Source organism: Stutzerimonas xanthomarina DSM 18231 (assembly GCF_900129835.1).
GTDB lineage: Bacteria > Pseudomonadota > Gammaproteobacteria > Pseudomonadales > Pseudomonadaceae > Stutzerimonas > Stutzerimonas xanthomarina.
This window is the reverse complement of record NZ_FQXA01000001.1, coordinates 745,554-771,095: the sequence shown is the minus strand read 5'-3', so window position 1 is coordinate 771,095 and position 25,542 is coordinate 745,554. Positions and strand designations below refer to the sequence as shown.

The window sequence follows — 25,542 nt, the reverse complement described above, 5'->3', positions numbered from 1 at the left end:
GCGACGCGGACCAACTTAACGCTGAAGGGCCTGGCCGGCTGCAGTAGCGGTGGTGGCTGGCGATTCACTGCCAACCCTGGCTGGCCAGACGCTCGGGTCCAGATCCAGGTCGGCAAAGTTCTTCGGGTCGAGCACTGGAGACTCTACACCGGCCTTGCGCTGGCTATCGTAATCGCGCATCAGGCGCAGGCCTACCTTGAACAGTAGCGCCAGGGCGATCAGGTTGCAGATTGCCAACAGACCCATGGTGACGTCGGCAAAGCCGAACACCGTGCCCAGGTCCTGGATCGAACCCCACATCACCAGGCCGATCACCATGACGCGGTAAACCTGGACCGGCCAGCGCTTGCCGGTAAAGAAGCCCAGTGCGTTCTCGCCGAGGTAGTAGTTGTAGATCAGCGTAGTGAACACGAACAGCAGCAGCGCGACGCTGATGAACACCCGGCCCCACTCGCCGACGACTGCAGCAACCGCGGTCTGCGTCAGCACCACACCGGCCATCTCGCTGCCCGGCTCGAAGACGCCGGACAGGATGATGATCAGCGCGGTGCAGCTGCACAGCACGATGGTGTCGATGAACACGCTGAGTGACTGCACGATGCCCTGTGCAACCGGGTGCTTGACCTCAGCGACCGCTGCCACGTTGGGCGCACTGCCCAGGCCTGCTTCGTTGGAAAACAGACCGCGCTTGACGCCCATGATGATCGCCGCGCCGATGCCGCCGGCAAAGGCTGGTTCAAGGCCGAAGGCGCTGCGGAAGATGGTGCCGAAGGCTTCTGGTATGGCGCCGGCGTTGCTGCCGATGACAAAGATGGCCATGGCGATGTAGGAGAACGCCATGATCGGCACCAGTACATCGGCGAACTTGGCGATGCGCTTGATGCCACCAAAAATGATCAGGCCGATCACCACCATCAGCGCGATGCCGCTGACGAAAGTGGGCACGCCGAATGTGTCGTTCAGCGAGCTGGCAACGGTGTAGGACTGCACGGCATTGAAGCCGAAACCGAAGGTCACCAGCAGCAGCAGCGACACCACGATGCCCAGCCAGCGCTGGCCAAGGCCGTGCTGAATGTAGAACGCCGGGCCGCCACGATAGCCGCCATCGGCTTCACGGCGCTTGTACAGCTGCGCCAGCGAGCATTCGAAGTAGCTGGTGGCCATGCCGACCAGCGCGACGATCCACATCCAGAAGATCGCGCCTGGCCCGCCGAGCATGATGGCGACCGAGACGCCCGCGATGTTGCCTGCACCGACGCGACCGGCGACGCTGAGCATCAGCGCCTGGAATGAACTGAGTTGGCCCGGCTGGCGTTTAAAGGCTTCGCCGAAGATCTGGAACATGCTGCCGAAGTAGCGGAACTGGACGAAGCGCGAGGCGATGGTGAAGTACAGGCCGAGGCCAATCAGCATCACGATGAGCAGTTTGCTCCAGATGAGATCGTTCAGGAGATCGAGCATGAGGGAAGAGTCTCTCTTGTTGTTTTGACAAATGTTGAAACACAGGGCCGGAATGGTTGGCCAGACTCGACGGTCATGCAATTGCGCGGGTCGCGGCGATCTGGCGCAAGTTGATGCTAGAATCGCGTCGCTCGCATCACAGGGATCGATCATGCACGACCATCTCGGCGCCAATCTCAAGCTGCTTTGCAGCCACTACCGTTCGATAGCCGAGGTCTGTCGCAAACTGTCGATGAACCGGGCGCAGTTCAACAAATACCTCAATGGCCAGAGCCGACCGACCGCGCACAACCTCAAGCGGATCTGCGACTTCTTTGGCGTCGAGGCCTACGAGCTGAGCCTGCCCAGCGACCAGTTCACCCAGCTGATCGGCATGCGCGGCCACGACCAGGAGCGCGTCGCTGCCAGCGATCCGCTACTGGAGCTGTTCCAGCCCATGCGCGACAACGCCAACAGCCTGTCGCGCTATTGCGGTTACTACTTCGAATACGCCAACTGCATGTCGGTCCCCGGACAGATCCTGCTGTCGCTGGTGCATCTGCGTGAGGACCGTGGCAGCTTCGTCTTCGAGCGTCAGGAGCGCCAGGAGCAGTCGCGTGCCGACAACCCCAAGGCCGAGGACTGGGTGGTGCGCTGCCGGTATCTGGGCGCTGCCTTCTATCTGCAGGATCGTCTGTTTCTGATCGATTACGAGTCGCTGACGGGAAACGAGATGAGCCAGACCATCCTCATTCCCAGCTTCAAAAGCCGAATCAGCCGCCTCAACGGCTTGAAGACCGGCGTCTCCAGCGGCGATCGCCGTACCCCGGTCTGCACCCGTGTGGTCTGGGAGTACCTTGGTAGCGATATCAACCGGGTCAATGCCTACCGGCAGGTGATGCTCTATGACCTGGATGACCTGCGCATTGATGCGGAAATCCGCGAGCGCCTGGCTTCGGTGTCGTTGCGGGATGGGTTGTTCGAGATCGAGTGAGGGTAGAGTGTGGCCGGGCGATGGATCAGGGTTGATCGAAACCCGGAGTGAAACTGGAGCGAAGAGCAGCAGGGAGGCGTGCGCCGCGCCGCGATGGCGCCGCTCGCACCATTGCCCCGGTGGCAGGTTCAGCAGAGTTCAGGATGCTTGACGCAGGTGCCGTAACCTTCGGTCTTCATCTCGTCCAGCGCGTTCTGCAGGCGGGTAACCACCTCATCAGGCGTGTCCTTGTTCAGCGCCAGGTACAGCGGGGCGGAGTTGAACACCAGCACGGTGTTCAGGGCGCCCACGCCTTCCTGTCGGGCGTAATAGCGCCATACCGGGTCGGAGGTGGCCCAGAGGTCGATTTTTGCCGGTGAGCAGCTTCTGCAGATTTTCCTGGTCGCGCAACGAGTTGATTGGGGTGAGTCCCTGGGCTTCGACGCGCTGGCTGACTGCACTGCTCTTGTAGGCGCCGATCGTATAGCCCTTCGCCTGTTCCAGGCTGGTCAGCTTGAGGGTCGAGCCGGGTGCCGAAAGCAGGACGCTTTCGTACTGGGCGATAGGACCCACCCATTTGAACAGCGGGCGCCGGGCATCGGTCATCGATGTCGAAAACAGGCCGTGATTCGGCGAGTCCAGGGTCGCCTGGTAGATGCGATCCCACGGAAAGCGCAGCGTCATCGAGTAGGCGATGCCGGCGCGCTTGAACATTTCCTGAACGGTTACCGCGCTGATGCCCTGGATGTGCTCTTCCTTGGCGAAGTTCTTGCCACCGTCGGCCATGTTGAAGGGCGGGAAGTTCTCGGTCTGCAGCACCACTTGGTAGCCTTGCGGGAGCTCCGCATGAGCCAGCGGTGTGCCGATGATCGTGCTGAACAACAGGGTGATGGCAAGTAGTCTGCGCATGGGGCCTCCGTGAAAGCGGCGGAGTCTACGCAAGGGACGAAAATCGCGGCATGTGCCGCATCACGCTTTGACCGGTGCAAAAGCGCCGCCTCGCACGGAGAGCGGCGCTTTGGGTCTTCACTGACGAGCATCGTGGCTCTGGTGCCGCTGGGCTGTCCTCTGGCGTTACGCCTTCAGCGGCACCAGTCGCGGCGCGATCATGTTTTCCGGGCGCAGGATGTCGTCGAGGGTGGCGTCGTCCAGCAAGCGTTCTTCACGCACCAGTTCCAGCACACCGCGACCGCTGAGCAGTGCCTGGCCGGCGATGCGGGTGGCGTTCTCGTAGCCGATGTAGGGATTGAGTGCGGTGATCAGGCCGATGGAGCTTTCCATCAGCTGACGGCAGCGATCCTCGTTGGCGGTGATGCCAATGATGCAATGCTCGCGCAGCATGTCCATGGCGCGCTGCAACAGGCGGATCGAGTCGAACAGTTTGAAGGCAATCAGCGGCTCCATGACGTTGAGCTGCAACTGTCCGGCCTCGGCGGCCATGGTCAGCGCCAGGTCGTTTCCGATCACCTCGAAAGCCACCTGGTTGACCGCCTCGGGTATCACTGGATTGACCTTGCCCGGCATGATCGAGCTACCCGGCTGGCGCGCCGGCAGATTGATCTCATTGATGCCGGTTCGCGGGCCGCTGGAAAGCAGGCGCAGGTCGTTGCAGATCTTCGACAGCTTTACCGCCAAACGCTTGAGCATGCTCGAGAAGGTGACGAACGCGCCCATGTCCGAAGTGGCTTCGATCAGGTCGGCAGCGGGCTTGAGCGGATGCCCGCTAATGGTGGCCAGGCGTTGCACGGCTAGGGCCTGGTAGTTGGGGTCGGCATTGATGCCGGTGCCGATGGCGGTGCCACCGAGGTTCACTTCGACCAGCAGTTGGGGCGCGATCAGGCGCAGGTGTTCGAGGTCTTCGCCCAGCGTTGTGGCAAAGGCGCGAAACTCCTGGCCGAGTGTCATCGGCACCGCGTCCTGCAATTGGGTGCGGCCCATCTTGAGGATGTGCGCGAACTCGGCGGACTTACCGGCGAAGGCCTGCACCAGGCTGTCGAGGCTGGCCAGCAGGGTGTCGTGACCCAGCAACAGGCCGAGACGGATAGCAGTGGGGTAGGCGTCGTTGGTCGACTGCGCCATGTTCACATCGTTGTTCGGGTGCAGGTGGCGATACTCGCCCTTGGCGTGGCCCATGTATTCCAGGGCCAGGTTGGCGATCACCTCGTTGGCGTTCATGTTGGTCGACGTGCCGGCGCCGCCCTGAATCATGTCGACGACGAACTGATCGTGGTGCTCGCCCCGAACCAGGTGCGCGCAGGCCTGGCTGATGGCGACGTGCTTGGCGTCGCTGAGGTGGCCGAGCTCGCGGTTGGCGTCTGCGGCCGCCTGCTTGACCATGGCCAGCGCCACGACCAACTTAGGGAAGTGCGACAGCGGCACGCCAGAGAGGTGAAAGTTGCGTACCGCACGCAGGGTCTGAATGCCGTAGTAGGCGTCAGCGGGTATTTCAAGGGAGCCAAGCAGGTCTTTTTCCAGGCGGAATGATGCAGCGGAGGACATGAGGGTTCTCATCCGAGAGAAAAGCGGTATTAGCCGCGAAGGCCGCTACCATAGGGGCTGAGCGGCATCTGCGGCCAATGCTGTTCAGCTCTGGGGCATGCAAGATCGGCATACAACTCATGTGACGTCGTTTCGCTGCGAAGCGTTACACGGCATCATGATCATCCTTCGCCAACCGCTTCGGGAGCGCGCATGAACATCGAAACCAAGTGGTTGGAAGACCTCGTTGCACTGGCCGCGACACGCAGCTTTTCGCAAGCGGCCGAACGACGATTCGTCACCCAGCCGGCGTTCAGCCGACGCATCCGCAGCCTGGAGAACACCCTAGGGCTGACGCTGGTGAATCGCTCACGCACGCCCGTGGAGTTGACCGAGGCTGGCCAGCTGTTCCTGATCACCGCGCGCAGCCTGGTCGAGCAGCTGGGCGAGGTGCTGCGACACCTGCATCACGTGGACGGCCAACAGGGCGAAGTGCTGCAGATCGCCGCGGCGCATTCGCTGGCGCTCGGTTTCTTCCCGCAGTGGATCGCCGGGCTGCGCGCGTTGGGCCTGAACCCCAGCACGCGCCTGATGGCGACCAACGTTGGTGATGCGATACACGCGCTGCGCGAAGGAGCGTGTGATCTGATGCTGGCTTTTCACGATCCCGATGCCGCGCTGCAGCTGGACCCGCAACTGTTTCCTTCGCTGCACCTGGCCAATAGCGAAATGCTGCCGGTGTGCGCCGTCGATACGGCGGGCGCTGCGCTGTTCGACCTGAACAACGGGCAAAGCGTGCCGCTGCTGGCCTACAGTGCCGGAGCCTTTCTTGGTCGCTCGGTCAATGGTCTGCTGCGCCAGCGCCGGCTGCGCTACACCACGATGTACGAAACCGCCATGGCCGACAGCCTTAAAAGCATGGCGTTGCAAGGCCTCGGCGTCGCCTGGGTGCCGCGCTTGAGCATTACGGCAGAACTGCAGCGAGGCGAGCTGGTGGAATGTGCCGACGAAAGCTGGCGTCTGCCGCTGGAGATTCGCCTGTATCGCTGCGCGCTGCTGCGCAAGGCGCCGGTGCGGCTGCTCTGGCGTCGATTGGAGGGCGGGGGGTAGCGGCAAGATCTGCGTCCTAGTCTGTCAGCGACCATGCATGCGGGCATTAACGAGCACCAAGCGTGTGGTCAGGCCCGCCGCCACAGGCGTCGTTTGGGTGGCTCGGGCCAGTTCACTGATTTGTTAACACAGCGCACGATGCCCCCGGCACCCAGGCGCAGCGTCCAGCGTTGCGCCACGGTAGCTTCCTGTCCTGGCTGGTGATGCACCAGCAGCATGTTGTAGTCGTGCTGCTTTTCGATGGTATGCGCCTGGATGGCCACCGGCTGGTCCGCTGCTTCTGTCCACTCGAACAACTGCTGATGGCTGGCCTGGATCATTGCGCACAGCGGCTCGCAATCGAGAATCAGGCGTTCCTGGAGCTCGTCCTGTACCAGCGCCGCCTTTTCCAGGTGCAGCCATGAGCGGTAGCAGACGATCTGCCGCTCCTCGTTGGCGGCCCACTTGCTGGAATGCTCGCGTACGGCTTTGCTCAGCTCGGAGAGCTTGCGGTAATCGAGCCAGACCAGCTGTTGGGCCATGGACGCCTGTGTGTAGGGCATCAGCAGACGGATCTTCCAGCGCGGCTTGCCCTTGCGCAGCCAGCGCGTGACGGTGTCGATCAGGTCGTCGCGCAGCAGGTCGCGCACCGCGTAAACCAGCGCGATACCCGCCAGCAGCGCCAGGGACATTTTTTGGCTGGCGTCGCGCACGTTGAACAGGAAGTAAGTGAACAGCGACATGATCAGCATGGTGGAGGCCGCCTTCACAAGCTTGCGGGTACCGGCGCCCAGTGCGGTGAGCTGTTGGCGCAGCACCACCGGGTATTCCAGCAGCCGGTGATAAAGGCTCATGCGGTTCCAGACGCGGGTCGGACCCCCCCGGAAGTCGCTGAGATAGCCGCGTTCGGCGCGGTATCGGTGCTCCTGGTGCAGAAAGTCGCGCACCGCCTGTTGCAGCTCTTCGTCGAGGTCTGCGAAACCTTCCAGGGTCATGCTTTCCAGCAGGAACTGCTCCGCAAGCCAGGAAAAGTAGATATCCAGTTGGCGAAAGTAGCGCGATTGCTTGCTCTGTTTCGGCTCGGCCTTGCGCAGGCGCTGGGCGTAGTTCTGGCTGAGCCGCAGGGCACGCGTCAGCGGCTCAGCTGTCGCATTGCCCTGCAGCTGCTGGCGCAGCCGATCCAGAGACGCCTGGAACTGGGAGAACGAAGCCCCATGCATGATTTCGTAGTGCGGCGACAACAGTGAATAGGAGGTATCCAGCTTGCTGGCCCGGTCCTGGGCCGGCAGGCCCAGCAGCCGAAAGCGGTGGGTCAGGGCGCTCTGAAAAAATTGCTCTTCGGTCAGGGCACGGCTGGAAAAGGTGGTCTCATGGGGGGTAAACAGGTACAGCTCGACCTGATGACGCCCCGGCTTGGTCAACGTACGGCTCAATTGCAGGCGAAAATCGCCCTGGCGTTTCAATGAGAACACGGCACCTCCGATACGGTACGCGAGGAGCATACCAAGCCTGGCCGAAAGCGGTGCTGGCCATCATGAGGCTGGCTTGCGTACCAGCGTTCAGGGCGGCTCGACATTGGCGTGGCAGGCGTGCAGTGTTCAGCTTAGGGGCATTCGCTACGGCATCGAAGGTGCACGGCCTTCATCCAGCCGCCCGGCTGTCAAGCCGCAGGCGCGACATGCGTGGCTTTCCGGTATAATGCCGCGCCTTCGAACCAGCGCCTTCGCTGGTTTGCCCTGCATGCAAGCCACGCTCCCGATGCGTGGCTTGTCGTTTTTGTAGCGCTGCGCAGCGCACGACGAGAGGCACGACGATGACCGCACTGGTAGGCGTGATCATGGGCTCCAAGTCCGATTGGTCCACCTTGAGCCACACCGCAGAGATGCTGGAAAAGCTCGGTATTCCGCATGAAGTCACCGTGGTGTCCGCACACCGCACGCCCGATCTGCTGTTCCAGTACGCCGAACAGGCCGAATCACGCGGCGTACGCGTAATCATCGCCGGTGCCGGCGGCGCCGCGCATCTGCCGGGCATGTGTGCTGCCAAGACCCATCTGCCAGTGCTGGGTGTGCCGGTGCAATCTTCGATGCTCTCCGGTGTGGATTCGCTGCTGTCGATCGTGCAGATGCCGGCGGGTGTGCCGGTCGCCACGCTGGCCATCGGCAAGGCGGGCGCAATCAATGCCGCGCTGCTGTCGGCCAGCATCCTGGGTCACGAATTCCCCGAGTATCACGTCGCGCTGAAGAAATTTCGCGACGAGCAGACCCAGACCGTGCTCGACAACCCAGACCCGAGGGACGCGTAAATGAAGATCGGCGTGATCGGTGGTGGCCAGCTGGGCCGCATGCTTGCCCTGGCGGGAACCCCGCTGGGCATGAACTTCGCCTTTCTCGATCCGGCGCCGGATGCCTGCGCCGCGGCCCTCGGCGAGCATTTGCGTGCGGACTACAACGACCAGGATCACCTGCGCCAGTTGGCCGATGAAGTCGACCTGGTGACCTTTGAGTTCGAGAGCGTGCCGGCTGAAACCGTCGCCTTTCTCTCTCAGTTCGTCCCGGTGTACCCGAGCGCCGAGGCGCTGCGCATTGCCCGTGATCGTTGGTTCGAAAAATCGATGTTCAAGAATCTCGGCATCCCGACGCCGGAGTTTGCCGACATCCAGTCCCAGGCCGATCTCGATGCCGCGGCCGCCAGCATCGGCCTGCCGGCCGTACTCAAAACGCGCACCCTGGGTTATGACGGCAAGGGCCAGAAGGTCCTGCGCAAGCCATCCGACATCATCGCCGCCTTCGCTGAGCTGGGCAGCGTGCCGTGCATCCTCGAAGGCTTCGTGCCTTTCACTGGCGAAGTCTCGCTGATTGCCGTGCGCGGTCGCGATGGTGAAGTTTGCTTCTACCCGCTGGTTCATAACACGCATGAAGAGGGCATCCTGCGGTTGTCGGTGGCGAGCAGCAACCATCCGCTGCAAGCGCTGGCCGAGGATTACGCGCGGCGCGTGCTGACACAGCTGGATTACGTCGGCGTGCTGGCGTTCGAGTTCTTCGAGGTCGACAGCGGGCTCAAGGCCAATGAGATCGCGCCACGCGTGCACAACTCCGGCCACTGGACCATCGAAGGCGCCGAGTGCAGCCAGTTCGAAAACCACCTGCGCGCGGTAAGTGGTTTGCCGCTCGGCTCGACGGCCAAGGTTGGCGAGAGCGCCATGCTCAACTTCATTGGCGAAGTGCCCGCTGTGGCCAAGGTCATCGCCATCGAGGATTGCCATCTGCACCATTACGGCAAGGCGTTCAAGGTTGGACGCAAGGTCGGTCATGCCACGCTGCGTTGCCCGGACCGTTCTACGCTGGATCGGCAGATCACCGCCGTCGAGTCGCTGATCGCACACGATTGACTGTCCGGCCGTCTGGCTTGCTGCTTTCAGTGGCGAACTGGCTGGCTATCCTCAGGTCCGAAAATACGTAACGCCTATTTTCGGACTTGAGGAGATTGCCCATGGGCATCATCGGAACCATCATCATCGGCCTGATCGTAGGCCTCATCGCTCGCTTCCTGAAGCCCGGCAACGACAGCATGGGCTGGATCATGACCATCCTGCTGGGTATCGGCGGTTCGCTGCTGGCCACCTACGGCGGGCAGGCGCTCGGCCTGTATAGAGCGGGAGAAGGTGCGGGCTTTATCGGCGCGGTCGTCGGTGCGATCATCCTGCTGGTCATCTACGGCATGGTCACCAGCCGTAAACACTGATCTGCCTGGGGCCGTGCCCTGCGGCCCCGTTCTCTCATCTTCCGGTTGTCATGCGCCTTTTAATTCTGTGCCTCCTGCTTTGCTGTGCTTCCACTGTCCATGCCGCCCCGGCGGAGCTCGACTGGCTTGAGCTGATGCCTGCCGAGGATCGTCAGGCGTTGGAAGAAATGCCTGAAATCGAGCATGACTCGCCGGAGAACGACGGTTTCAGTGATCAGGGCGGTCTCAAACAAGGTACAGGTCTGCCCGCGGTGATGTATTCGGCCAAGACCGTGCCGACGCTCAACGGCAAGCTGATTCGCCTGGGTGGCTATCCGGTTCCGCTGGAGACTGACAGCCGGGGTCGCAGCACCGAGTTCTTTCTGGTGCCCTATCCGGGCGCCTGTATTCATGTCCCGCCACCACCGCCCAACCAGATCGTGATGGTCCGCTATCCCGCCGGGATCATGCTGGATGATATCTATGCTCCGCTCTGGGTCGATGGCACGCTGCAGGTCGAAGCCGTTAGCAACGACCTGGCCGACGCCGCCTACGCGATCTCGGCGGCTGAAGTGAAGCTGATAGACGAAAGCGACCTCTAGTCGATGAAACGACCCGCGCCGCTCGACCCTTCTCATCGCCAGGCCTTCAGAGAGCTGGCGGAGCAGACCGAGGGCATCGATGAGGCGGTATACAGGGCTTTCGATAAGGATCCGTTGGAGCCGATCATCGGGCTCGGGCCCGCCGATGCGCCCATCGCATTCTTTGGCCGTGATCCGGGGCGTGAAGAGGTGCGTCACGGTGAGCCGTTCATTGGCGGTGGGGGCCAGCTGGTTCGACGTGCGCTCTATCGGCATGTTCATGGCGAAGAAATGCCGGATTTCGAGGCCAGTCAGGCGATCGGCGATGGTTTTTTCTGGATCAACACAGTGCCCTACAAGCCGCTCGGTAACCGCGCCTGGTCAATGGCAATCAAACGCCGATTTCATCCGCTGATGCGCCAGCTGCTGCTCGATCACTGGCAGGGCCGCGACGTCATCACGCTCGGTCGTGAGGCGTTTCTCTGGTTTGGTCTGGAGCAGCCCCGCGAAGTGCGCCAGCAACTTGAGGCATTCTGGCAACGCGAGGACCGCTTCACTGCGCATTTCGACCTTGAGCTGACGGAGGAAGCGGGAATTCGCAGAACGTTTCGCCTGCATCCGCTGCCGCATCCATCGCCACGCAACCTGACCTGGTTCAAGCGTTTCCCTGCGTTGCTGGAGGCGCGCCTGCAGCAGTTGCTCGACTGACACCCTCAGCTCTCAGCCCTGTGACGCCGCACGAAGCGGCGGTCGAAATGGTCCTTCAGGCTGCCAAGCATCCGGCCTTCGGCCGCCACTGCGCCCCAACTCAGCAATGCACCATGATGGCCGTCAGCCAGTAGGGCAAGGCTGTGGGTTTGCGGATGGTAGTGGCGCAGCGGTTGGCCAATCGAGGCTCTCATGAGATTGGTCGCCAGCACGCTCGCCTGACGCACCGCGTGTACGCCGTTGTGGATGGCGCCGGGCAGGCTGGCGCAATCACCGCTGGCGAATACATGGGGGTGCGAGCGGCTCTGCAGGGACGGGGATATCTCGATGAAGCCACGACCGTCCACGCGCAGGCCCGACTCGCGCAGCCAACCCAGCGGGCTGGGACCTGTCGCGATAACCAGGCGTCTTCCGCGCCAGCGCACCTGGCCTTCGCCGACCAGGGTGTTGCCGTGGACTGTCTGGATCGGGGTGTGCTCATGGACCTGCACCTTGGCATCCTGCAGGTGCCGAAGTGCCAGCCGCCTGAGGCGAGGCGGGTGGCCGGCGAGCAGGTCGTCGGCGCAGAACAGGTCGATCGACGGCACCCGTCCAGCCATGGCCAAGGCCAATTCGACGCCAGCTGCACCGCCCCCGACGATGCCCACGGACTCGGGAATCTCCTGCCACTGTTGCCAGCGGCGGATGAAGTCGGCGAATGGTTTAACCGAGAGCAACTCCATGCCGTCATCGGTCTGCTCCGGCAGCCAGGGCAGCGAGCCCAGGTTCAATGACAGCCAGGTGCTGCGCAGCGTCACGCCGGTCGCCAGAAGCAGTTCAGGCGTTTCGGGAAGCAGTGCGACCAGCGTGCCCTGGATGAATTCCACCTCGGCTGCGGCACACAGCTTGGGCAGTCCGACGCGGCAGTCGCGCGTCTGGTAATGCTCGGCGACCAGGCCGGGCATCATGCCGGAATACCAAGCGTGAGGTTCGGCCGAGACCAGCCCGATCCGGCCCGCTGGGCGGTCGCGGCTGGCCCACTGGCGCAGCACCCCGAGGTGGCTGTGCCCGCCCCCGGCCAGCAGGATGTCGAAATCAGCGTTCATGGTGCATCAGAACCGGACTGATGCAGATGCGGCACGGATTGGCGGGGTCAGTTTTTAGCGGGGTGGCTTCCATGGCAAAGTCCTCCATTGCAACTGGCAGGCAGGCTTGCATTAGCGCCCCTTCACCGATTGATGGGGATGGCGCCCGCTTGCAGTATAGATTCAATGCGTCTGGTTGCCTGGATCTGGGTCAACGGCACGCTGCCGGACGGGTCAGGCCGTTTCGACGCTGATCGAGACGCTCAGCGTGTGGCTTGCAGCGGACTCGAGCCGAACCACATCGTCCATGACGTTCGCCGTTTCGATGCACAGCATGCGTTGCCAGGCATCGTCGGCGAACTGCGACAGCCGTTGCGCCTTGGCGATCCAGGGGTTCCACAGAACGGCAGAGCGTGAGCCTTGCGTCTCGAGCACAATCCGCCGCTTGAGGCCCGGGTCGCGTAGGCTCAGCCTCGAAGGCAGATCCAGATAGATGCGGTCGGTCTCGCCGACGAACGCCAGGTCGCCCTGTTGCTGTCGCTGCTGCCAGTCTTCCAGGGTTTCGATATAGGGACGCCCGTCCAGGCCCTCGACCGTGACCTGATGGATATCGCTGATGGCGAAGTAGCTGTGCAAGGCCTGGGACAGTGCAACTGCCTTGTCGCCGCGGTTGTGACTGGTCAGCGACAGGTGCAAGCCTTTGCTGTCCAGGCAGACCTGCAGACTCAGCTCGACAGCATGCGGCCAGCCGGGCAGCCCAGCATTGGTGTTGCAGCTAAACAGTAGCCTGACGCTGCCGGGGTTGCTTTCGCTGCGCGCCATCACCCAGTCGATGTTGCGCACCAGCCCGTGTGCCGGCGCGGGCTGACTGCCTTGGTAGCTGTCTTGAACCGACTGCGGGTTGCGCGCCAGATCGCCGAACCAGGGCCAGCAGACCGGCACGCCACCCCGTACGGCCTGGCCGGTTTGAAATGCAGCTTCCCCGCTGAGCCAGAGGATCGGCGTCGCTTCGCCCTGGCGATAGCTGAGGATCTGGGCGCCTTGCTCGGCGACGATCACTTCTGCGTCTCCATGACGAAGGCGCCAGCAGGCGAGTTGGTCCTTTTCGATGCGCTGAATGTCGACGGGCATGAGCTTTCTCGTTGGCAAGGGGATGGTGTGTTGAGACCCTGTCGCTGCTCAGGGATTCCACAGCCGGGCCAGCATGAACCTGGCCGGCGGGTAGCGCAGGGCTAGTGGTGGTGCGGCGTTAAGCGGCCCGCGGCGCAGAGCGACGCGGGCTCAGGTGAATGCTGTACCGGTTCAGCGCCCTTGGCAGGCGTCGACGCGCAGCCAGCGTTCCAGCAGCTTGAAGCCCTGCATCAGCACGAACGCGATGATCAAGTAGATCAGGCCGGCGGTGAGGAACATTTCTTCGTGCATGTAGGTGCGCGCCGCGATCTTGCGCGCCATGCCGGTCAGCTCCAGCAGGGTGATGGTGCTCGCCAGGGCGCTGGCCTTGAGCATCAGGATCACTTCGTTGCTGTAGGCGGGCAGGCCGATGCGGGTGGCGCGCGGCAGGATGATATGGCGCAGGGCCTGATAGCGCGACATGCCCAGCGCGCGGGCCGCCTCGACTTCACCGGCCGGCACGTTCTGGATCGCACCGCGCAGGATCTCCGCGATGTAGGCGGCGGTGTGCAGGGTCATGGTGATGATCGCGCACCAGTAGGGATCGCGCAGGAACGGCCACATCCAGCTTTCGCGCACGGCCTCGAATTGGGCCATGCCGTAGTAGACGAGGAACAGCTGCACCAGCAGCGGCGTGCCACGGAAGAAGAAGATATAGCCATAGGGCAGCGCGCGCACTGCAAGCAGGCGCGAGGACCGTGCGATGCCCAGCGGCAGCGCAAGAATCAATCCGGCCACCACCGAAACGCCGACCAGCTGCAGCGTCAGCCAGGCGCCTTCGAGAAAGTCCGGCAGCCACTTGATGAACAATTCCCAGCTCATGCGGCGCTCCTGACAAAGCCGCGACCGGCACGTCGTTCAAGAAAATACATGCCCGTCATGGCGATCACGGTCAGGCCCAGGTAGATCAGGGCAGCGACGACGAAAAAGGTGAAAGGCTCCTTGCTGGCCGTCACCGCAATTTGCGAGGTGCGCATGATCTCTTCCAGGCCGATTACCGAGACCAGCGCGGTGTCCTTCATCAGGATCATGAACAGGTTGCCGAGGCCAGGCAGGGCCAGGCGCCACATTTGCGGCAGGATCAGCCGCAGGAATATCCGCCGTTTGCCCAGGCCGAGCGCCAAGCCGGCTTCCCGATGGCCTTTGGGAATGGCCAGCAGCGCGCCGCGAAACACTTCGGTGGCGTAGGCGCCGAAGCACAGGCCGAGGGCAATGGTACCGGCCGCGAAGGGGCTCAGCGCCAGGTTGTCGATGCCGAAGAGCTCGCCGATGCCGCGTACCAGGCCGATGGTGCCGAAATAGATCAGCAGTACCCAGAGCAGTTCGGGTACGCCGCGAACGATGGTCGAATAGGTGCCGCCCAACCAGCGCAGGGTGGCGAGTGGCGATGTCTTGGCTAGTGCGCCGAGCAAGCCGAGCACCAGGCCCAGGGCCAGGGATGCTAGGGCCAGCTGAATGGTCATCCAGGTACCGGCGATCAGCGCCGGACCGAATCCATGAAGGTCGGGAATCATATGGGCTCAAACACCAAAGCCCGACCTACCTGTCCAGGCGGCCGGGCTTTGATTCAGACGGATCAATAAATGTCGAAAGGGAAATACTTGGCGTTCAGCTTCTCGTAGGTGCCGTCAGCTCTGATTTCATCCAGCGCCTTGTTCAGCTTCTCACGCAGTTCGTCATTGCCCTTGCGTACGGCGATGGCGATCTTGTCGTTGTCGAACACCGGCTCACCCTTAAATTCGAAGTTCTTGCCAGCATCGCTCTTGAGCCACTCCCACTGCACAAAGGAGTCAGCCAGGATGCCATCGACACGGCCCGAGGCCAGGTCGAGGTAGGCATTTTCCTGGGTGTCGTAGAGCTTGATGTCGACGACGCCGTCCAGGTTGTCTTCCAGCCAGGTCCCGGCGATGGTAGCGCGCTGGGCGCCGATGGTCTTGCCTTCCAGGTAGCTTTCGTCAGTCTTGAAATCAACCGACTTCGGCGCGACGAACTGCAGCTTGTTGGTGTAGTAGTGATCGGTGAAGTCGACAGCGTTCTTGCGTTCCTCGGTGACGGACATCGAAGCCGCGAGGAAATCGAACTTGCCGGCGTTCAGGGCGGGGATAATGCCGTCCCAATCGGAGGTCACCACTTCGCATTCGACTTCCATCTTGGCGCACAGGGCGTGGGCGATGTCGAGGTCGAAGCCGACCACTTGGCCGCTGGCATCGATCAGGTTGAAGGGAGGGTAGGCGCCCTCGGTACCGATGCGCAGCTTGTCAGCGGCGAAGGCGTTGGCGCCAAGCATCAGGGTGGCGGCGGCAGTCAGCAGAATCTTCTTATAGCTTTTCATGCGATGTGTTGCTCCATTAGCGATGGCTGGACATGAACTGTTTACAGCGTGCCGATTGGGGGTTGTCGAACACCTGCTCCGGCGTTCCTTGCTCTTCGACCAGGCCCTGGTGGAGGAAGACGACCTCACTGGAGACCTGCTTGGCGAAGTTCATTTCATGGGTGACCAGCAGCATGGTACGACCCTCATCGGCCAGCGACCGGATCACTGCAAGCACTTCTTGGACCATTTCCGGATCGAGTGCCGAGGTGGGTTCGTCGAACAGGATCACCTGCGGTTGCATCGCCAGGGTCCGGGCTATCGCAGCGCGCTGCTGCTGGCCACCGGACAGCTGGTTCGGATAGACGTGACGCTTGTCGGCGATACCCACCTTGGCCAGCAGTGCCTCGGCCGTTTCGGTGGCTTCGGCCTTGCTCTGGCCCAGCACGCGACGTGGCGCCTCGATGATATTGTCGAGCACGCTCATGTGCGGCCAGAGATTGAAGTTCTGGAATACGAAGCCGAGCTTGCTGCGCATCTGGTTGATCTGCTTGGCATCGGCGGCGACCAGATCGCCGTCTTTGGCGCGCTTGAGGCGCAGCTGCTCGCCCGCGACGATGATCTCGCCCTCGTTGGGATTTTCCAGCAGATTGATGCAGCGCAGGAAGGTCGACTTTCCTGAGCCGGACGAGCCGAGGATCGAGATGACATCGCCGTCGCGGGCGGTCAGCGAGATACCCTTGAGAACTTCCAGATCGCCGTAGCGCTTGTGCAGATTGCGGATTTCCAGTGCAGGTATGGCCTCAGCCATAGAGCTTCCTCTTCTCGGAACAGGGGGCTGCTCCTGCTCCGTTTCTATGTAAATTGCGCTCCGGCCAACTGCTCGCCATCCTGGCGAGGCGCAAACCTAGCATGGGTGGGGGCATGCGCCAAGCGCGGCGCGGCCCCGAGCGCAGTGACCGGCTGGTCACTTCCTCTGCCGAGGCCAATGTGCCCTTATCTATATAGATGAAATTGACGTTGCTCGCCGGATATGACATCCGGCTCGGATAAAAAATTGTCCGGCCGGATGTCGTTTGGAGCCCGGTTAAGTTGGATCGCTCTTGGGCAGATCGGAATCGCCAGTGAGCATCTCGTCGTGCTCGCCCATCTTCCAGGGCAGACTGCCGGGCGAGATGTGCAGGAAGTGCAGGTACTTTTCGAACTGGTCGAGTATGTCGCTGATGATGTCGGCCTGGTCGTAGCCATAAATATCGTAGTGCTGACCCCCGCGGCGCAGGAAGACCTCGGCGCGGTAGTACTGCTCATCCGTGTCCGGCCCCTCGGACAGGGCGAACGCCGGCATGGCGTACCCGACCGCGCGGATTTCATAGACGAAGTCCACCTGATCCTCCTTGATCACTTCCAGATACACCCGCGAATTGGCCTCGTCGGCGTGCACTTCGGCCGTCCATTCCTGGCCGCCGAGTTCGCGCTGCACACGGCGCATGGCCTTGAGGACGGTGCTGCCCATGAACGCGTCGACCTGCTCTCGATCAGGAAAACTGACCAGACCGGCCAGGCGCTTCTTCCACAGGCCGGGACCGGCATTGCTCGCCAGTCGGCTGCTCTGCATATGGTTCTGCAGACTGGTTTCATGGTGCCCTTCGATCACCAGTGCGCGCCACATGCCCAGCGCCGCAATCATCATGATGATTGCGAAGGGCAGGGCACTGGCGATGGTCATGGTTTGCAGCGCGCTGAGCCCGCCCGCCAGCAACAGCGCGGACGCCACCACGCCCTCGATGCTGGCCCAGAACACCCGCTGCCAGACCGGCGTGTAACTTGCGCCGCCTGCCGCCAGAGAGTCGATCACCAGCGAGCCGGAGTCGGACGAGGTGACAAAGAAGGTGATGATCAGCACCACCGCCAGGAAGGAGGCGATGGAGGTCATCGGCAGCAGCTCGAACAATTTGAACAGGGCGATGGCATTGTCCGCCTGCACGTCGGATATCAGCGAGGTGTAGCCCTCGACCATGATCAGGTGCAGCGCGGTATCGCCGAATACCGAGAACCAGAGGAAGGTGAAGATGGTCGGCACGAACATCACGCCGAATACGAACTGGCGAATGGTCCGACCGCGGCTGATCTTGGCGATGAACAGGCCGACGAAGGGCGACCAGGCGATGGTCCAGCCAAAGATGAATAAGGTCCAGTTGCCGATCCAGTCACTTCGCGAATAGGCCTGGAGGTTGAAGGTGCGTTCGATGATGTTGTTCAGGTAGCTGCCGGTGTTCTGCAGAAATGTTTCAAGAATGAAGATGCTCGGACCAACTAGAAAAACGAACAGCATCAGGCCGATCGCGAGGATCATGTTCAGCAGCGACAGGTTCTTCACGCCCTTGTCGAGGCCGGCGACCACCGAGCAGATCGCAAGGCCGGTGATGATCGCGATGGCGATGATCTGCACGTTGATACTGATCGGAATCGAGGGCCAGAGGTAGTTGATACCTGCATTGATCTGGGTGACCGACAAGCCGAGCGTCGTGGCAATGCCGAACAAGGTGCCGAGAATGGCGAACACGTCCACCACGTGACCGATCGGGCCATAAATTCGCTCGCCAATGATCGGGTACAGCGCCGAGCGCATGGACAGCGGTAAGCCATGGCGAAACGAGAAGTACGCCAGCACCAGCCCCGTCAGCCCGTAGATGGCCCAGATGTGGAAGCCCCAGTGAAAGAACGCGATTTGCATTGCCTGTTTGGCGGAGTCGACGGTTTCCGCCGCACCGGCCGGGGGCGAGGCATAGTGCAACACCGGTTCGGCGACACCGAAGAACAGCAGGGCGATGCCGTAGCCCGCGGAAAACAGCATGGCGAACCAGGCCGGGAAGCTGTACTGCGGCTCGGCGTGGTCCGGCCCCAGCTTGATGCTGCCCCAGGGCGTCATGGCGATGCCCACGATGAACACCAGAAAGAACGCCACCGAGAGCATGTAGAACCAGCCGAAGTTGGTGGTGATGAAGGCCAGCGTGGAGCTGAACACTTCGCCGGCCAGCTCCGGGTTGCTGATCGTGCCGATCACCAACAGCAGGGTGACGACCACGGCTGGAATGAAAACGGGAAAAAGAATGATGGACCTGGGCATTTTCTTGGCGGCATCCATGGGCGGTCAGCCTCCCTTGTCGAATGGGTGATGAGCGGGATGTACGCGGCGAAACCTTCGGATTGCCCGAACGCTGCCTTCTGGGTAGACGGCCCGAAGCGCTGAATGATTCAGCGAAAACATGAGCAAGCTGCAAATTGACCCTGGCGCTGGCGCTAGAACGCGGGCTCCAGGCCATGGCGCTTCAGGATGGCGGTAACGCTGCGGTCAGCGATCAGTGCCTCAAGCGCTGCGTTGAATTGATCAAACTCGGCTTCGCTGACAGAGGCCCGGGAAAAGCCGATTGCGTAGGAAACGGGCTGCATCACGCCCGTTTCGTGAATGTCGGCGATTCGTTCCTGATCGATCAGATGCCAGGCGACATCCTGGTTGACCACGGCGATGCCTTGCTCGCCAAACCTGCCGGCCGCCAGCATGCGCAGCAGTCGCCGGTTATTCGCCACCAGGCTCACGGTCACGTTATCCACCGCAGTCAGCTGCTGGCCAAGCACGAATGAAGTCCCGGAAGGTCCGTACACGGCTACGGTGCGTCCGGCCAGGTTCTCCGGGCGGTGGTAGACGAGGCGATTTGTCGAACGTGCATAGACGCCGTAGCGCGAAGTGACCAGCTCGCGAGTGAGGTAGAGCGCCCGCTCGCGGTCCGGCGAGCGGATCACGGTGAATATCCCCTGCGCAGCGCCGTCTTCGGCCTCGGCCAATGCCCGACGCCAGGGCAGCAACTGCACCGGACAGTCGGTGTGCAGCCGAGCGCACACCGCCGCCACGATCTCAACCAAAGGCCCGGCTGCGCCATCGGGGTCGGTAGGTGATGCATAGGTGAACGGCGGGAAATCTTCGGTGACGAAGCGCAACTCACCGGCCTGACAGTTGCCCATGACGGATACCAGACCGATGACTATCGCAATCCATCGAGTGCGCATGCTTCAAACTCCAGACGAACTACTGGAGCGGCCACACGCTCCGTGCCCTCGCAGGCTAGCGTGTTGTCAGCTGCAGCGCGACCCTGCAGCCGCGGTTCAAGGCAGCCAGCGCAGCAGGCCCGGCTTCCAGCTAAGCGTCAAGGCGACTGCTACAGCGGCTGCGCTCATCAGGCAGAGCCAGAGCAGTACGGCGAAGCCCGGCACCTCCACTGTCATCAGCAACGCAGGTGCCCCGGCCAAGGAGATCACGGCTGCGTTGCGACGTAACTGTCGCCCGCGTGCGGTTGGAGGCGCCGCTGATCGCCAGACCTTCTGGCGATGGGCTTGCTGCAGGAGCGCGAGCTGGGCGAACGCCAGGTAGCACAAAACGAAGACGCCCAGCTGCATGAGCTCAGGCATCGGCAGCGCGTCGGTTCAGGCGTCGTGCCGTGGTCAACGCCAGAAGCGCCAGCATCATGAGCATCAGATCCATGCCGGCAACCGCATGCAGCCCGTGCTGGACGCTGAAAAGCAGATGATCGCCGGTGGTCAACCAGTTCAGCAGCACCGCTGCTAGCGCAGCAGCGCCGATGGCCAGCAACTGCCCGCGCCAGGCTGCCGCGCCACGAATCAGCGCATGGACCAGGGTCGACGCCCAGATCAGAAAGAACGCCCAGCCTTCGAGGGCGGCGCGGTCTATCTCGAAGCGGCCAACGTCGGTCGGCAACGCGCGATTGGCGATGAAGAAGCCGAGCGTGGCGAGGATCAGCCCGCTGCAGCTACAGACGCAGATCGCGTCCAGCAGGTGCGCGCCGGAGTGTCCCTGCCGCTGATGTCGGGCGCGGCGGGTGCCGGTCCAGAACAGCAGTCCGGTGGCGATCATCACCCAGCCGGACAACCCGCCGAGAAAATACAGCCAGCGCAGCGTCCAGTGTTCGAATTGCACGAAATGCAGGCCGCTGAAGAACCGCTGGATGGCGGCTATTGGACCGGTCCGGTGATCAAGCAGGAGGGCGCCGCTACTGCCATCGAAGGTCATGCGATCGACGTTCATGGTTACCTGATGAGCGAACGTGCGGCGCACCTCCACGTACGCCTGCGCGTCTCCGGGATGCCAGACCCGTAGCATGTAGGGCTCATCACCCCAGGTATCGCGTGCACGGTCGCGCATGGTGTCCAGCGAAGCCAGCGCGGCGGGCTCGCCGGATGCCTGTCGTGTGTAGGTGCCAAATGCCGCGGTACTGAAGGCAGCCGGATTGCCGGGGTAGATTCGTTCGATGACCGTCGGGAAGTAGATGGCAAAAAAGATGATCAACCCGGATAGGCTGATCAGAAAATGAAACGGCAATGCGACGACGCCGGTCAGGTTGTGCAAATCCAGCGTCGCACGTTGCGTGCTCTTGTGCGGCCTGAAGCTGAAGAACTCGCGAATCAGTTTACGGTGGATCACCACGCCGGACACCAGCAACAGCAGCATGCCCATACCGGCGATGCCCAGCAGCCAGTAGCCGAGATCGCGCCAGCGCAGATGCAGGCTGTAGTGGAACGGGAAGAGGAACCCGGTGGCTGCCCAGCTGCCATGGTCTGGTAACAGCTCGCCGCTAGATGGATCGATGAAGCGACGCGTTGATACGCCCGCAACATCGGGATATTCCAGCTGAATTACCGGTGTGCGCTGGGTTGGCAGGGTGATGCTCCAGCGCACAGCCGTGCCGGCCAGTTGCTGTGCATGCGGCACTACCAGGCGATCCAGGGAAAGATCGGTAGGTGGTGGGCCGAGCCGCGTCGACGGCAGCATCCAGCGGTCGATCTCGCGATCGAAGACCACCAGGCTGCCGGACCAGAAGACCGCCAGCAGCAGGCCGCCGAGCAGCACGCCGGCCCAGGTGTGCAGCCAGCTCAGCGAAGCGCGGAATCCACTGCCGGGCATCGTCGTCAACCTGCACCCGTGATCGGCAGCGATGCCGGTGGGCCGAACTGCAGCGCTAGGTCACTGGCGATGCCAAGCAGCAAGAGCAGGCACAATCGCCACAGCCGTGGTTCGACAAACGCCCAGAGCAGCAGGCCGAGGTAGATGACGAAACCCAGCATGCAAGCGATCAGCACCGCCTCGTGACCCGCCAGCCCGATTAGCTGCACCAACAACCGAGCGCTGGCCGAAGCCAGCGCTACGGTACAGGCGAAGCCGCCGCCGATGCCTGCAAGAACCCGCAGCGCGAGACTGGCGTGGTAGCGCCAGTCCATCTGGCGCTGCTGCCGCCCATGCTTGGCCGCTGAGTGCATGCCTTAGAAGCTGACCTGATAGCCGACAGTGAACGTCCGTCCACGACCATTGAACACGCGCCCATTGCGGGTTGCGGGTGCGCCGGTGTTGGCGGCCTGCGAGTAGTAGGTCAGGTAGTCCTCGTTGAACAGGTTCTCGACTCCCAGGCGGGCTTCGCCGACCGGCAGGCGATAACCCAGCGAGGCATCGACCAGGGTGTAGCCGTCGAAGTCCAGATCCGGCTGGTCGAAACCCCGGCTGGCATAGTGGTTGGCCTGCAGCAGGCTGTGCAGCTTATCGTTCCAGTTGGCCTGCCAGCTGATGCCGTAACGATCCGGCGAGATGTTCGCGCCATCGAGGTCGGTATCGACCTTGCCGTCATCGTCGGTATCGGATTGGCCGTTGACCTGGGCATACATTAACTTCAGGCGGTGCGCCTTGTTGATCTGCCAGCCGCCGGTGAACTCGATGCCATCGATTTCGGTGCGCTCGCGGCGAACCTGGTAGACCCCGCCCACGCTGTCCAGGCGCGAGCCGAGGTCGGCATCCGACTCGTAGTAACTGATCTCTGCGTCGAACGGCCCGTGGTTCAAGCGAAAGCCAATCTCGCGGTTTTCGGTAACCACCGGTTGCAGGTCGAGGAAGTTGTCGACGCTGGTTCCCGGCGTGCCGATGCCTCGCAGCACGCGACCGACATCGGGCATGCCGAAACCTTCCGAATAGTTGGCGAACAGTTGCGCCCAGTCGCTCATCTGCCAGACCAGACCGGCGTTGTAGAGCGTTTCCTCGAACGTCGGGTTGCCGCCTTCCACATCGACACTACCCACCGGTTGAGTCGAGGCAATAGTGCGGAAGCTGTCGACGTCGAGATCGGCGAACTCATGGCGCACACCGGCATGCAAGGTCAGCTGGTCGAGCGTGCGGATCTCGGCCTGGAGGAACGGGGCATAGTTGCGGAAGACCGTTTCCGGCACCCATTCCCGATCAGTGAGAATCAGCTGCTGGCTGGTGGTGTCCTGCAGCACATCGAGTCCGCCGGTGAGCATCAGGCGGTTGTCGAGCATGCCATCGCGGCTGATCGTCAGCTTGCCGCCGATCTTGTCCGACTCGTTCTGCGACTGGTCGAACAGCGTTCCCGCCGGCGCGATGCTGGGGTCTTGAAAGGTGGCGTTGGTGCCGCCACCAAAGCGGGCGCGAAATCGCTGGGTATAAAGCTGCAGGCCCAGTTCATTGCCGTAGAAATCGGCGTGCTTGTAGGACAGGCTGGTGGCCAGCGTTTCGTTCTGAGGGGCCTTGCCCTGCGGGTCGCCTTTACGCGAGGTCGCGGGAAGCTCAGCGTTGGCGTCACCCGGCACGTTGACGTATTCGTGTTCGCCTTCAACCTCGTAGCGATTGATCATCAGGCCGATGTTCTGGTTGTCATCCAGCCAGTAGCCGAGCTTGAGCAACAGATCGGTGCCGGTCGAATCCATCACGTCGCCCTGGGTGTCGTCGACGCCGATCAGGTCCCCAGTGGCATCGTAGAACATGCCCTGGGTCTGCCAGCTGGTCCCGAGAAGGTAGTCGAAGTTGCCCTGCGTGCCCTCGACGCGATAGTCCAGCTTGTAGCCGAATCCTTCGGACTCATAGTCGCCGGGCGCGGTAAAGCTGACGCCCGCGTGCTGGCGCAGCGCGCCGCTGGCCGGGCGGCGGGTCACATAGTTGATGATGCCGCCCGTAGCGCCAAGGCCGTGCTCGGCACTGGCACCGTGGATAACCTCAATGCGTTCGACCATCGACAGGTCGATGACATAGCCGTCGCGCTGGCTGTCACGCAGCGGTGTGGACTGCGGCACGCCGTCGATGAGAATCAGTGCCGAGCGACCGCGAAAGGTCTCGCCAGCGCTGCTCATCTTCTGCCTGCTCGGCGAGTACGACGGAATCAGGTTGCTCAGGATCGCGCCTTGGTCCGAGGTAATGGCCAGCTGTTGTTCGATCTGCTCGCGACTGATTACAGTGATTTTTTGCGGCGTCTTGCCAGCCTCGCTGCGGGCACGTGTCGCGCTGATCGTGACTGCTTCGAGCTCTGTCGCTTCATCTGCCGCAGCGACTGGCAGGGACGAGAGGGAAATGGATGCAAGAGCGATAGACAAGCACAGACTGGTTTTGCGAAACACGTGAAGCTCCCGATGTTGGATTTGTTCAGGGAGCGCAAATGTAAACTAAGTGCGAATTACTTTCATTAGCTGTTGGCTTTTCTGTATCCCTTGCTGCGGTCCCGCGGCAGTTGTTGTTCGGTCTTTTGCAACGACCACAGGCCGCGCTACTCCTGACCATTTCCGAATTGACGTCGATGTTTCCAACGCTGAAATACGCCGAACCGCCGCCAGATTGCCATGGTGTGCGCAACGATCAGAAGGCGGCTTCGAGTTGGTGTTGGCGCAGGATTTTCGGCACCGTGCCATCGGCTATAGCCGCGTCCAGCGCCTGCTCGAAAGCTTCGAACTGTGCTGCACTCACAGTCTTGCGCGAGAGACCGATGCCATAGCTGATCGGGCCCATCTCGCCGGCTTCACGCACTCCGGCGAGGCGCTCCTCCTCAATCAGGTGCCAGGCGACATCCTGATTGAGCGCTGCCAGACCGTCCACGCCGAAACGGCCTGACTGCAGCATGCGCAGGAGCCGTCGATTGTCTGTAGTCATGTACAGGCGTACGTCAGGCACCGACTTGAGGCGCTCGGACAGCACATAGGAAGTACCGGACGGACCGTAGACGCCAACCAGTCGCCCCGCGACGTCACCTGGTTGGTTGAAGACGAAGCTGCTCTGGGTCTGGGCGAAAACACTGTAGCGAGAAGTGACCAGCATCCGGCTGATGTGAAATATCTGCTCGCGTTGCGGTGAAGATGTGAGCGTGAATATTCCGTCCACCTGTCCCTGCTCGGCCAGGTGGAAGGCGCGCTGCCAGGGGTACAGGGTGATCGTGCACTGGTGCTGCAAGCGTGCGCAGATCGCATGTACCACCTCCACGAACGGGCCGGCCGCGCCAACGCCTTTGGTTTCGCTGACCGGGGCGTCAGCCGGAAAGGTGAACGGGGGGAAGTCCTCGGTTACGAAGTGCCACTGCGCCGCGCTGGCCGGGGCGGCGTTCGACAACAGCCAGATCAGCAGAATTGAGAGAACCCTGTGCACCGTTCGGCTCCTTGCGCTGTGCAGCAATCCTTGGCAGTTCGACGTAGCCGAGCAACATCCCGCTCAGGTCCGCCCAGTTGGCATCAGCCTAGCGCAGAATGAAGCCGGAGCTATGAAGAGATAAGGCCTGGCCGTGCATGCGTGGCGATTCGTCCAGAGATACTTTCTGCGGTGACCTGGATTCAGGCTTGTCGGCTCGCGCGGAGCGCAGAGGAATATCACGTGATGCGTCGCTATGTTTGCGAATTGCTCCCTTGCGCACCATCATAAAGATGCTTCTGAAAGCCTAAAAACAGACTCTTGATCAGTTCCGGCCTACCCAGATCTGCAGCTGCATCGTTAATTGCATTCCAGTAGCGAAGCTTCAGCAAAGGAGGAAAGCTTTTCCTGCCCCTATTCGCCACTCTCTCCGTCACGTACTGCGGCAGTACAAAGTCAAGAAAGGCTTCTTGCTTGACCAACGGATCATCCCGAATCCGTCCAAACTGGGGTTCCACCAGATATACCCCAATTGTTTGGGCCTACAG

The 25,542-nt window shown here is 62.1% G+C and carries 24 protein-coding genes and 1 pseudogene; 7 read left to right on the top strand and 18 right to left on the bottom strand.

Features of this window, described 5'->3' with window-relative positions; genetic code table 11:
- Nucleotides 1-15: 15 nt before the first annotated feature.
- A complete protein-coding gene (locus BUE09_RS03480; protein ID WP_073299293.1) occupies nt 16-1,461 on the bottom strand; it encodes an alanine/glycine:cation symporter family protein in 1,446 nt (481 codons plus the stop codon).
- Nucleotides 1,462-1,612: 151 nt separating this feature from the next.
- Between BUE09_RS03480 and BUE09_RS03475 the strand changes: the two genes are divergently transcribed.
- Entirely contained in the window at nt 1,613-2,434 is an 822-nt protein-coding gene (locus BUE09_RS03475; protein WP_073299292.1) for a helix-turn-helix domain-containing protein, read from the top strand.
- Between the two features lie 128 nt (nt 2,435-2,562).
- On the opposite strand, the pseudogene BUE09_RS03470 reads toward BUE09_RS03475, so the two are convergent.
- Nucleotides 2,563-3,322, bottom strand: a pseudogene (locus BUE09_RS03470) (substrate-binding periplasmic protein).
- A gap of 165 nt (nt 3,323-3,487) precedes the next feature.
- The gene (locus BUE09_RS03465) at nt 3,488-4,912 is read right to left on the bottom strand and encodes an aspartate ammonia-lyase (RefSeq protein ID WP_073299291.1); all 1,425 of its coding nucleotides are present in this window, start codon (nt 4,910-4,912) and stop codon (nt 3,488-3,490) included.
- A 192-nt stretch (nt 4,913-5,104) separates the two neighbouring features.
- On the opposite strand from BUE09_RS03465, the gene BUE09_RS03460 reads away from it, so the two are divergent.
- Nucleotides 5,105-6,001, top strand: coding sequence for a LysR substrate-binding domain-containing protein (locus BUE09_RS03460; RefSeq protein WP_073299290.1), 897 nt, complete (start codon nt 5,105-5,107; stop codon nt 5,999-6,001).
- Nucleotides 6,002-6,069: 68 nt separating this feature from the next.
- Here BUE09_RS03460 and BUE09_RS03455 read toward each other — a convergent pair whose 3' ends face one another.
- Nucleotides 6,070-7,452 (bottom strand): hypothetical protein, encoded by a 1,383-nt coding sequence (locus BUE09_RS03455; protein ID WP_073299491.1) that lies wholly within the window; start codon nt 7,450-7,452, stop codon nt 6,070-6,072.
- Between the two features lie 341 nt (nt 7,453-7,793).
- Here BUE09_RS03455 and purE point away from each other — a divergent pair, with 341 nt between their 5' ends.
- From purE to BUE09_RS03430, 5 genes are all read left to right on the top strand, one after another.
- Nucleotides 7,794-8,285, top strand: coding sequence for a 5-(carboxyamino)imidazole ribonucleotide mutase (purE, locus tag BUE09_RS03450; RefSeq protein ID WP_073299289.1), 492 nt, complete (start codon nt 7,794-7,796; stop codon nt 8,283-8,285).
- A complete protein-coding gene (locus tag BUE09_RS03445) occupies nt 8,286-9,371 on the top strand; it encodes a 5-(carboxyamino)imidazole ribonucleotide synthase (RefSeq protein WP_073299288.1) in 1,086 nt (361 codons plus the stop codon).
- A 101-nt stretch (nt 9,372-9,472) separates the two neighbouring features.
- Nucleotides 9,473-9,724, top strand: coding sequence for a GlsB/YeaQ/YmgE family stress response membrane protein (locus BUE09_RS03440; protein ID WP_019340909.1), 252 nt, complete (start codon nt 9,473-9,475; stop codon nt 9,722-9,724).
- A 50-nt stretch (nt 9,725-9,774) separates the two neighbouring features.
- A complete protein-coding gene (locus BUE09_RS03435; RefSeq protein WP_073299287.1) occupies nt 9,775-10,305 on the top strand; it encodes a DUF3299 domain-containing protein in 531 nt (176 codons plus the stop codon).
- A 3-nt stretch (nt 10,306-10,308) separates the two neighbouring features.
- A complete protein-coding gene (locus tag BUE09_RS03430) occupies nt 10,309-10,992 on the top strand; it encodes a uracil-DNA glycosylase family protein (RefSeq protein ID WP_073299286.1) in 684 nt (227 codons plus the stop codon).
- A 5-nt stretch (nt 10,993-10,997) separates the two neighbouring features.
- Here the strand turns inward: BUE09_RS03430 and BUE09_RS03425 are convergent, their stop codons facing one another.
- The 14 genes from BUE09_RS03425 to BUE09_RS03360 form a co-directional block, all read right to left on the bottom strand.
- Nucleotides 10,998-12,077 carry an FAD-dependent oxidoreductase gene (locus BUE09_RS03425; protein WP_073299285.1) on the bottom strand — a complete coding sequence of 360 codons (1,080 nt, stop codon included), beginning with the start codon at nt 12,075-12,077 and terminating at the stop codon, nt 10,998-11,000.
- A 213-nt stretch (nt 12,078-12,290) separates the two neighbouring features.
- Entirely contained in the window at nt 12,291-13,187 is an 897-nt protein-coding gene (locus BUE09_RS03420; RefSeq protein ID WP_073299284.1) for a D-hexose-6-phosphate mutarotase, read from the bottom strand.
- Between the two features lie 171 nt (nt 13,188-13,358).
- A complete protein-coding gene (locus BUE09_RS03415; protein WP_073299283.1) occupies nt 13,359-14,048 on the bottom strand; it encodes an ABC transporter permease in 690 nt (229 codons plus the stop codon).
- Nucleotides 14,045-14,740, bottom strand: a complete 696-nt coding sequence (locus BUE09_RS03410; RefSeq protein WP_073299282.1) for an ABC transporter permease — start codon at nt 14,738-14,740, stop codon at nt 14,045-14,047. Before BUE09_RS03410 ends, BUE09_RS03415 begins: the two co-directional genes overlap by 4 nt.
- A 62-nt stretch (nt 14,741-14,802) precedes the next feature.
- Nucleotides 14,803-15,558, bottom strand: coding sequence for an ABC transporter substrate-binding protein (locus BUE09_RS03405; protein WP_073299281.1), 756 nt, complete (start codon nt 15,556-15,558; stop codon nt 14,803-14,805).
- Nucleotides 15,559-15,574: 16 nt separating this feature from the next.
- Complete coding sequence (locus BUE09_RS03400) at nt 15,575-16,348, bottom strand: ABC transporter ATP-binding protein (protein ID WP_019340445.1); 774 nt, start codon at nt 16,346-16,348, stop codon at nt 15,575-15,577.
- A 276-nt stretch (nt 16,349-16,624) separates the two neighbouring features.
- On the bottom strand, nt 16,625-18,682 hold the full coding sequence (locus BUE09_RS03395; RefSeq protein WP_073299280.1) for a BCCT family transporter: 2,058 nt from the start codon (nt 18,680-18,682) through the stop codon (nt 16,625-16,627).
- 155 nt (nt 18,683-18,837) lie between these two features.
- Nucleotides 18,838-19,602 carry a substrate-binding periplasmic protein gene (locus tag BUE09_RS03390; protein ID WP_073299279.1) on the bottom strand — a complete coding sequence of 255 codons (765 nt, stop codon included), beginning with the start codon at nt 19,600-19,602 and terminating at the stop codon, nt 18,838-18,840.
- Between the two features lie 96 nt (nt 19,603-19,698).
- Nucleotides 19,699-20,001: a DUF3325 family protein gene (locus tag BUE09_RS03385; protein ID WP_073299278.1), complete on the bottom strand. Its 303-nt coding sequence runs from the start codon at nt 19,999-20,001 to the stop codon at nt 19,699-19,701.
- On the bottom strand, nt 19,994-21,511 hold the full coding sequence (locus tag BUE09_RS03380) for a PepSY-associated TM helix domain-containing protein (protein ID WP_073299277.1): 1,518 nt from the start codon (nt 21,509-21,511) through the stop codon (nt 19,994-19,996). Before BUE09_RS03380 ends, BUE09_RS03385 begins: the two co-directional genes overlap by 8 nt.
- A gap of 5 nt (nt 21,512-21,516) precedes the next feature.
- Entirely contained in the window at nt 21,517-21,825 is a 309-nt protein-coding gene (locus BUE09_RS03375) for a hypothetical protein (RefSeq protein WP_073299490.1), read from the bottom strand.
- 42 nt (nt 21,826-21,867) lie between these two features.
- Nucleotides 21,868-24,000 carry a TonB-dependent receptor gene (locus tag BUE09_RS03370; protein WP_073299276.1) on the bottom strand — a complete coding sequence of 711 codons (2,133 nt, stop codon included), beginning with the start codon at nt 23,998-24,000 and terminating at the stop codon, nt 21,868-21,870.
- 235 nt (nt 24,001-24,235) lie between these two features.
- Nucleotides 24,236-25,015, bottom strand: coding sequence for a substrate-binding periplasmic protein (locus BUE09_RS03365; RefSeq protein WP_073299275.1), 780 nt, complete (start codon nt 25,013-25,015; stop codon nt 24,236-24,238).
- A 233-nt stretch (nt 25,016-25,248) separates the two neighbouring features.
- Nucleotides 25,249-25,476, bottom strand: a complete 228-nt coding sequence (locus BUE09_RS03360; protein ID WP_197675240.1) for a hypothetical protein — start codon at nt 25,474-25,476, stop codon at nt 25,249-25,251.
- Nucleotides 25,477-25,542 lie beyond the last annotated feature (66 nt).

Coding starts and splice junctions, on each gene's coding strand:
- BUE09_RS03410 (WP_073299282.1), bottom strand. CDS start 14,740: ATGATTCCCGACCTTCATGGATTCGGTCCGGCGCTGATCGCCGGTACC.
- BUE09_RS03430 (WP_073299286.1), top strand. CDS start 10,309: ATGAAACGACCCGCGCCGCTCGACCCTTCTCATCGCCAGGCCTTCAGA.
- purE (WP_073299289.1), top strand. CDS start 7,794: ATGACCGCACTGGTAGGCGTGATCATGGGCTCCAAGTCCGATTGGTCC.
- BUE09_RS03390 (WP_073299279.1), bottom strand. CDS start 19,602: ATGCGCACTCGATGGATTGCGATAGTCATCGGTCTGGTATCCGTCATG.
- BUE09_RS03420 (WP_073299284.1), bottom strand. CDS start 13,187: ATGCCCGTCGACATTCAGCGCATCGAAAAGGACCAACTCGCCTGCTGG.
- BUE09_RS03465 (WP_073299291.1), bottom strand. CDS start 4,912: ATGTCCTCCGCTGCATCATTCCGCCTGGAAAAAGACCTGCTTGGCTCC.
- BUE09_RS03400 (WP_019340445.1), bottom strand. CDS start 16,348: ATGGCTGAGGCCATACCTGCACTGGAAATCCGCAATCTGCACAAGCGC.
- BUE09_RS03425 (WP_073299285.1), bottom strand. CDS start 12,077: ATGAACGCTGATTTCGACATCCTGCTGGCCGGGGGCGGGCACAGCCAC.
- BUE09_RS03445 (WP_073299288.1), top strand. CDS start 8,286: ATGAAGATCGGCGTGATCGGTGGTGGCCAGCTGGGCCGCATGCTTGCC.
- BUE09_RS03475 (WP_073299292.1), top strand. CDS start 1,613: ATGCACGACCATCTCGGCGCCAATCTCAAGCTGCTTTGCAGCCACTAC.
- BUE09_RS03385 (WP_073299278.1), bottom strand. CDS start 20,001: ATGCCTGAGCTCATGCAGCTGGGCGTCTTCGTTTTGTGCTACCTGGCG.
- BUE09_RS03405 (WP_073299281.1), bottom strand. CDS start 15,558: ATGAAAAGCTATAAGAAGATTCTGCTGACTGCCGCCGCCACCCTGATG.
- BUE09_RS03415 (WP_073299283.1), bottom strand. CDS start 14,048: ATGAGCTGGGAATTGTTCATCAAGTGGCTGCCGGACTTTCTCGAAGGC.
- BUE09_RS03435 (WP_073299287.1), top strand. CDS start 9,775: ATGCGCCTTTTAATTCTGTGCCTCCTGCTTTGCTGTGCTTCCACTGTC.
- BUE09_RS03440 (WP_019340909.1), top strand. CDS start 9,473: ATGGGCATCATCGGAACCATCATCATCGGCCTGATCGTAGGCCTCATC.
- BUE09_RS03460 (WP_073299290.1), top strand. CDS start 5,105: ATGAACATCGAAACCAAGTGGTTGGAAGACCTCGTTGCACTGGCCGCG.
- BUE09_RS03375 (WP_073299490.1), bottom strand. CDS start 21,825: ATGGACTGGCGCTACCACGCCAGTCTCGCGCTGCGGGTTCTTGCAGGC.
- BUE09_RS03395 (WP_073299280.1), bottom strand. CDS start 18,682: ATGGATGCCGCCAAGAAAATGCCCAGGTCCATCATTCTTTTTCCCGTT.
- BUE09_RS03480 (WP_073299293.1), bottom strand. CDS start 1,461: ATGCTCGATCTCCTGAACGATCTCATCTGGAGCAAACTGCTCATCGTG.
- BUE09_RS03380 (WP_073299277.1), bottom strand. CDS start 21,511: ATGCCCGGCAGTGGATTCCGCGCTTCGCTGAGCTGGCTGCACACCTGG.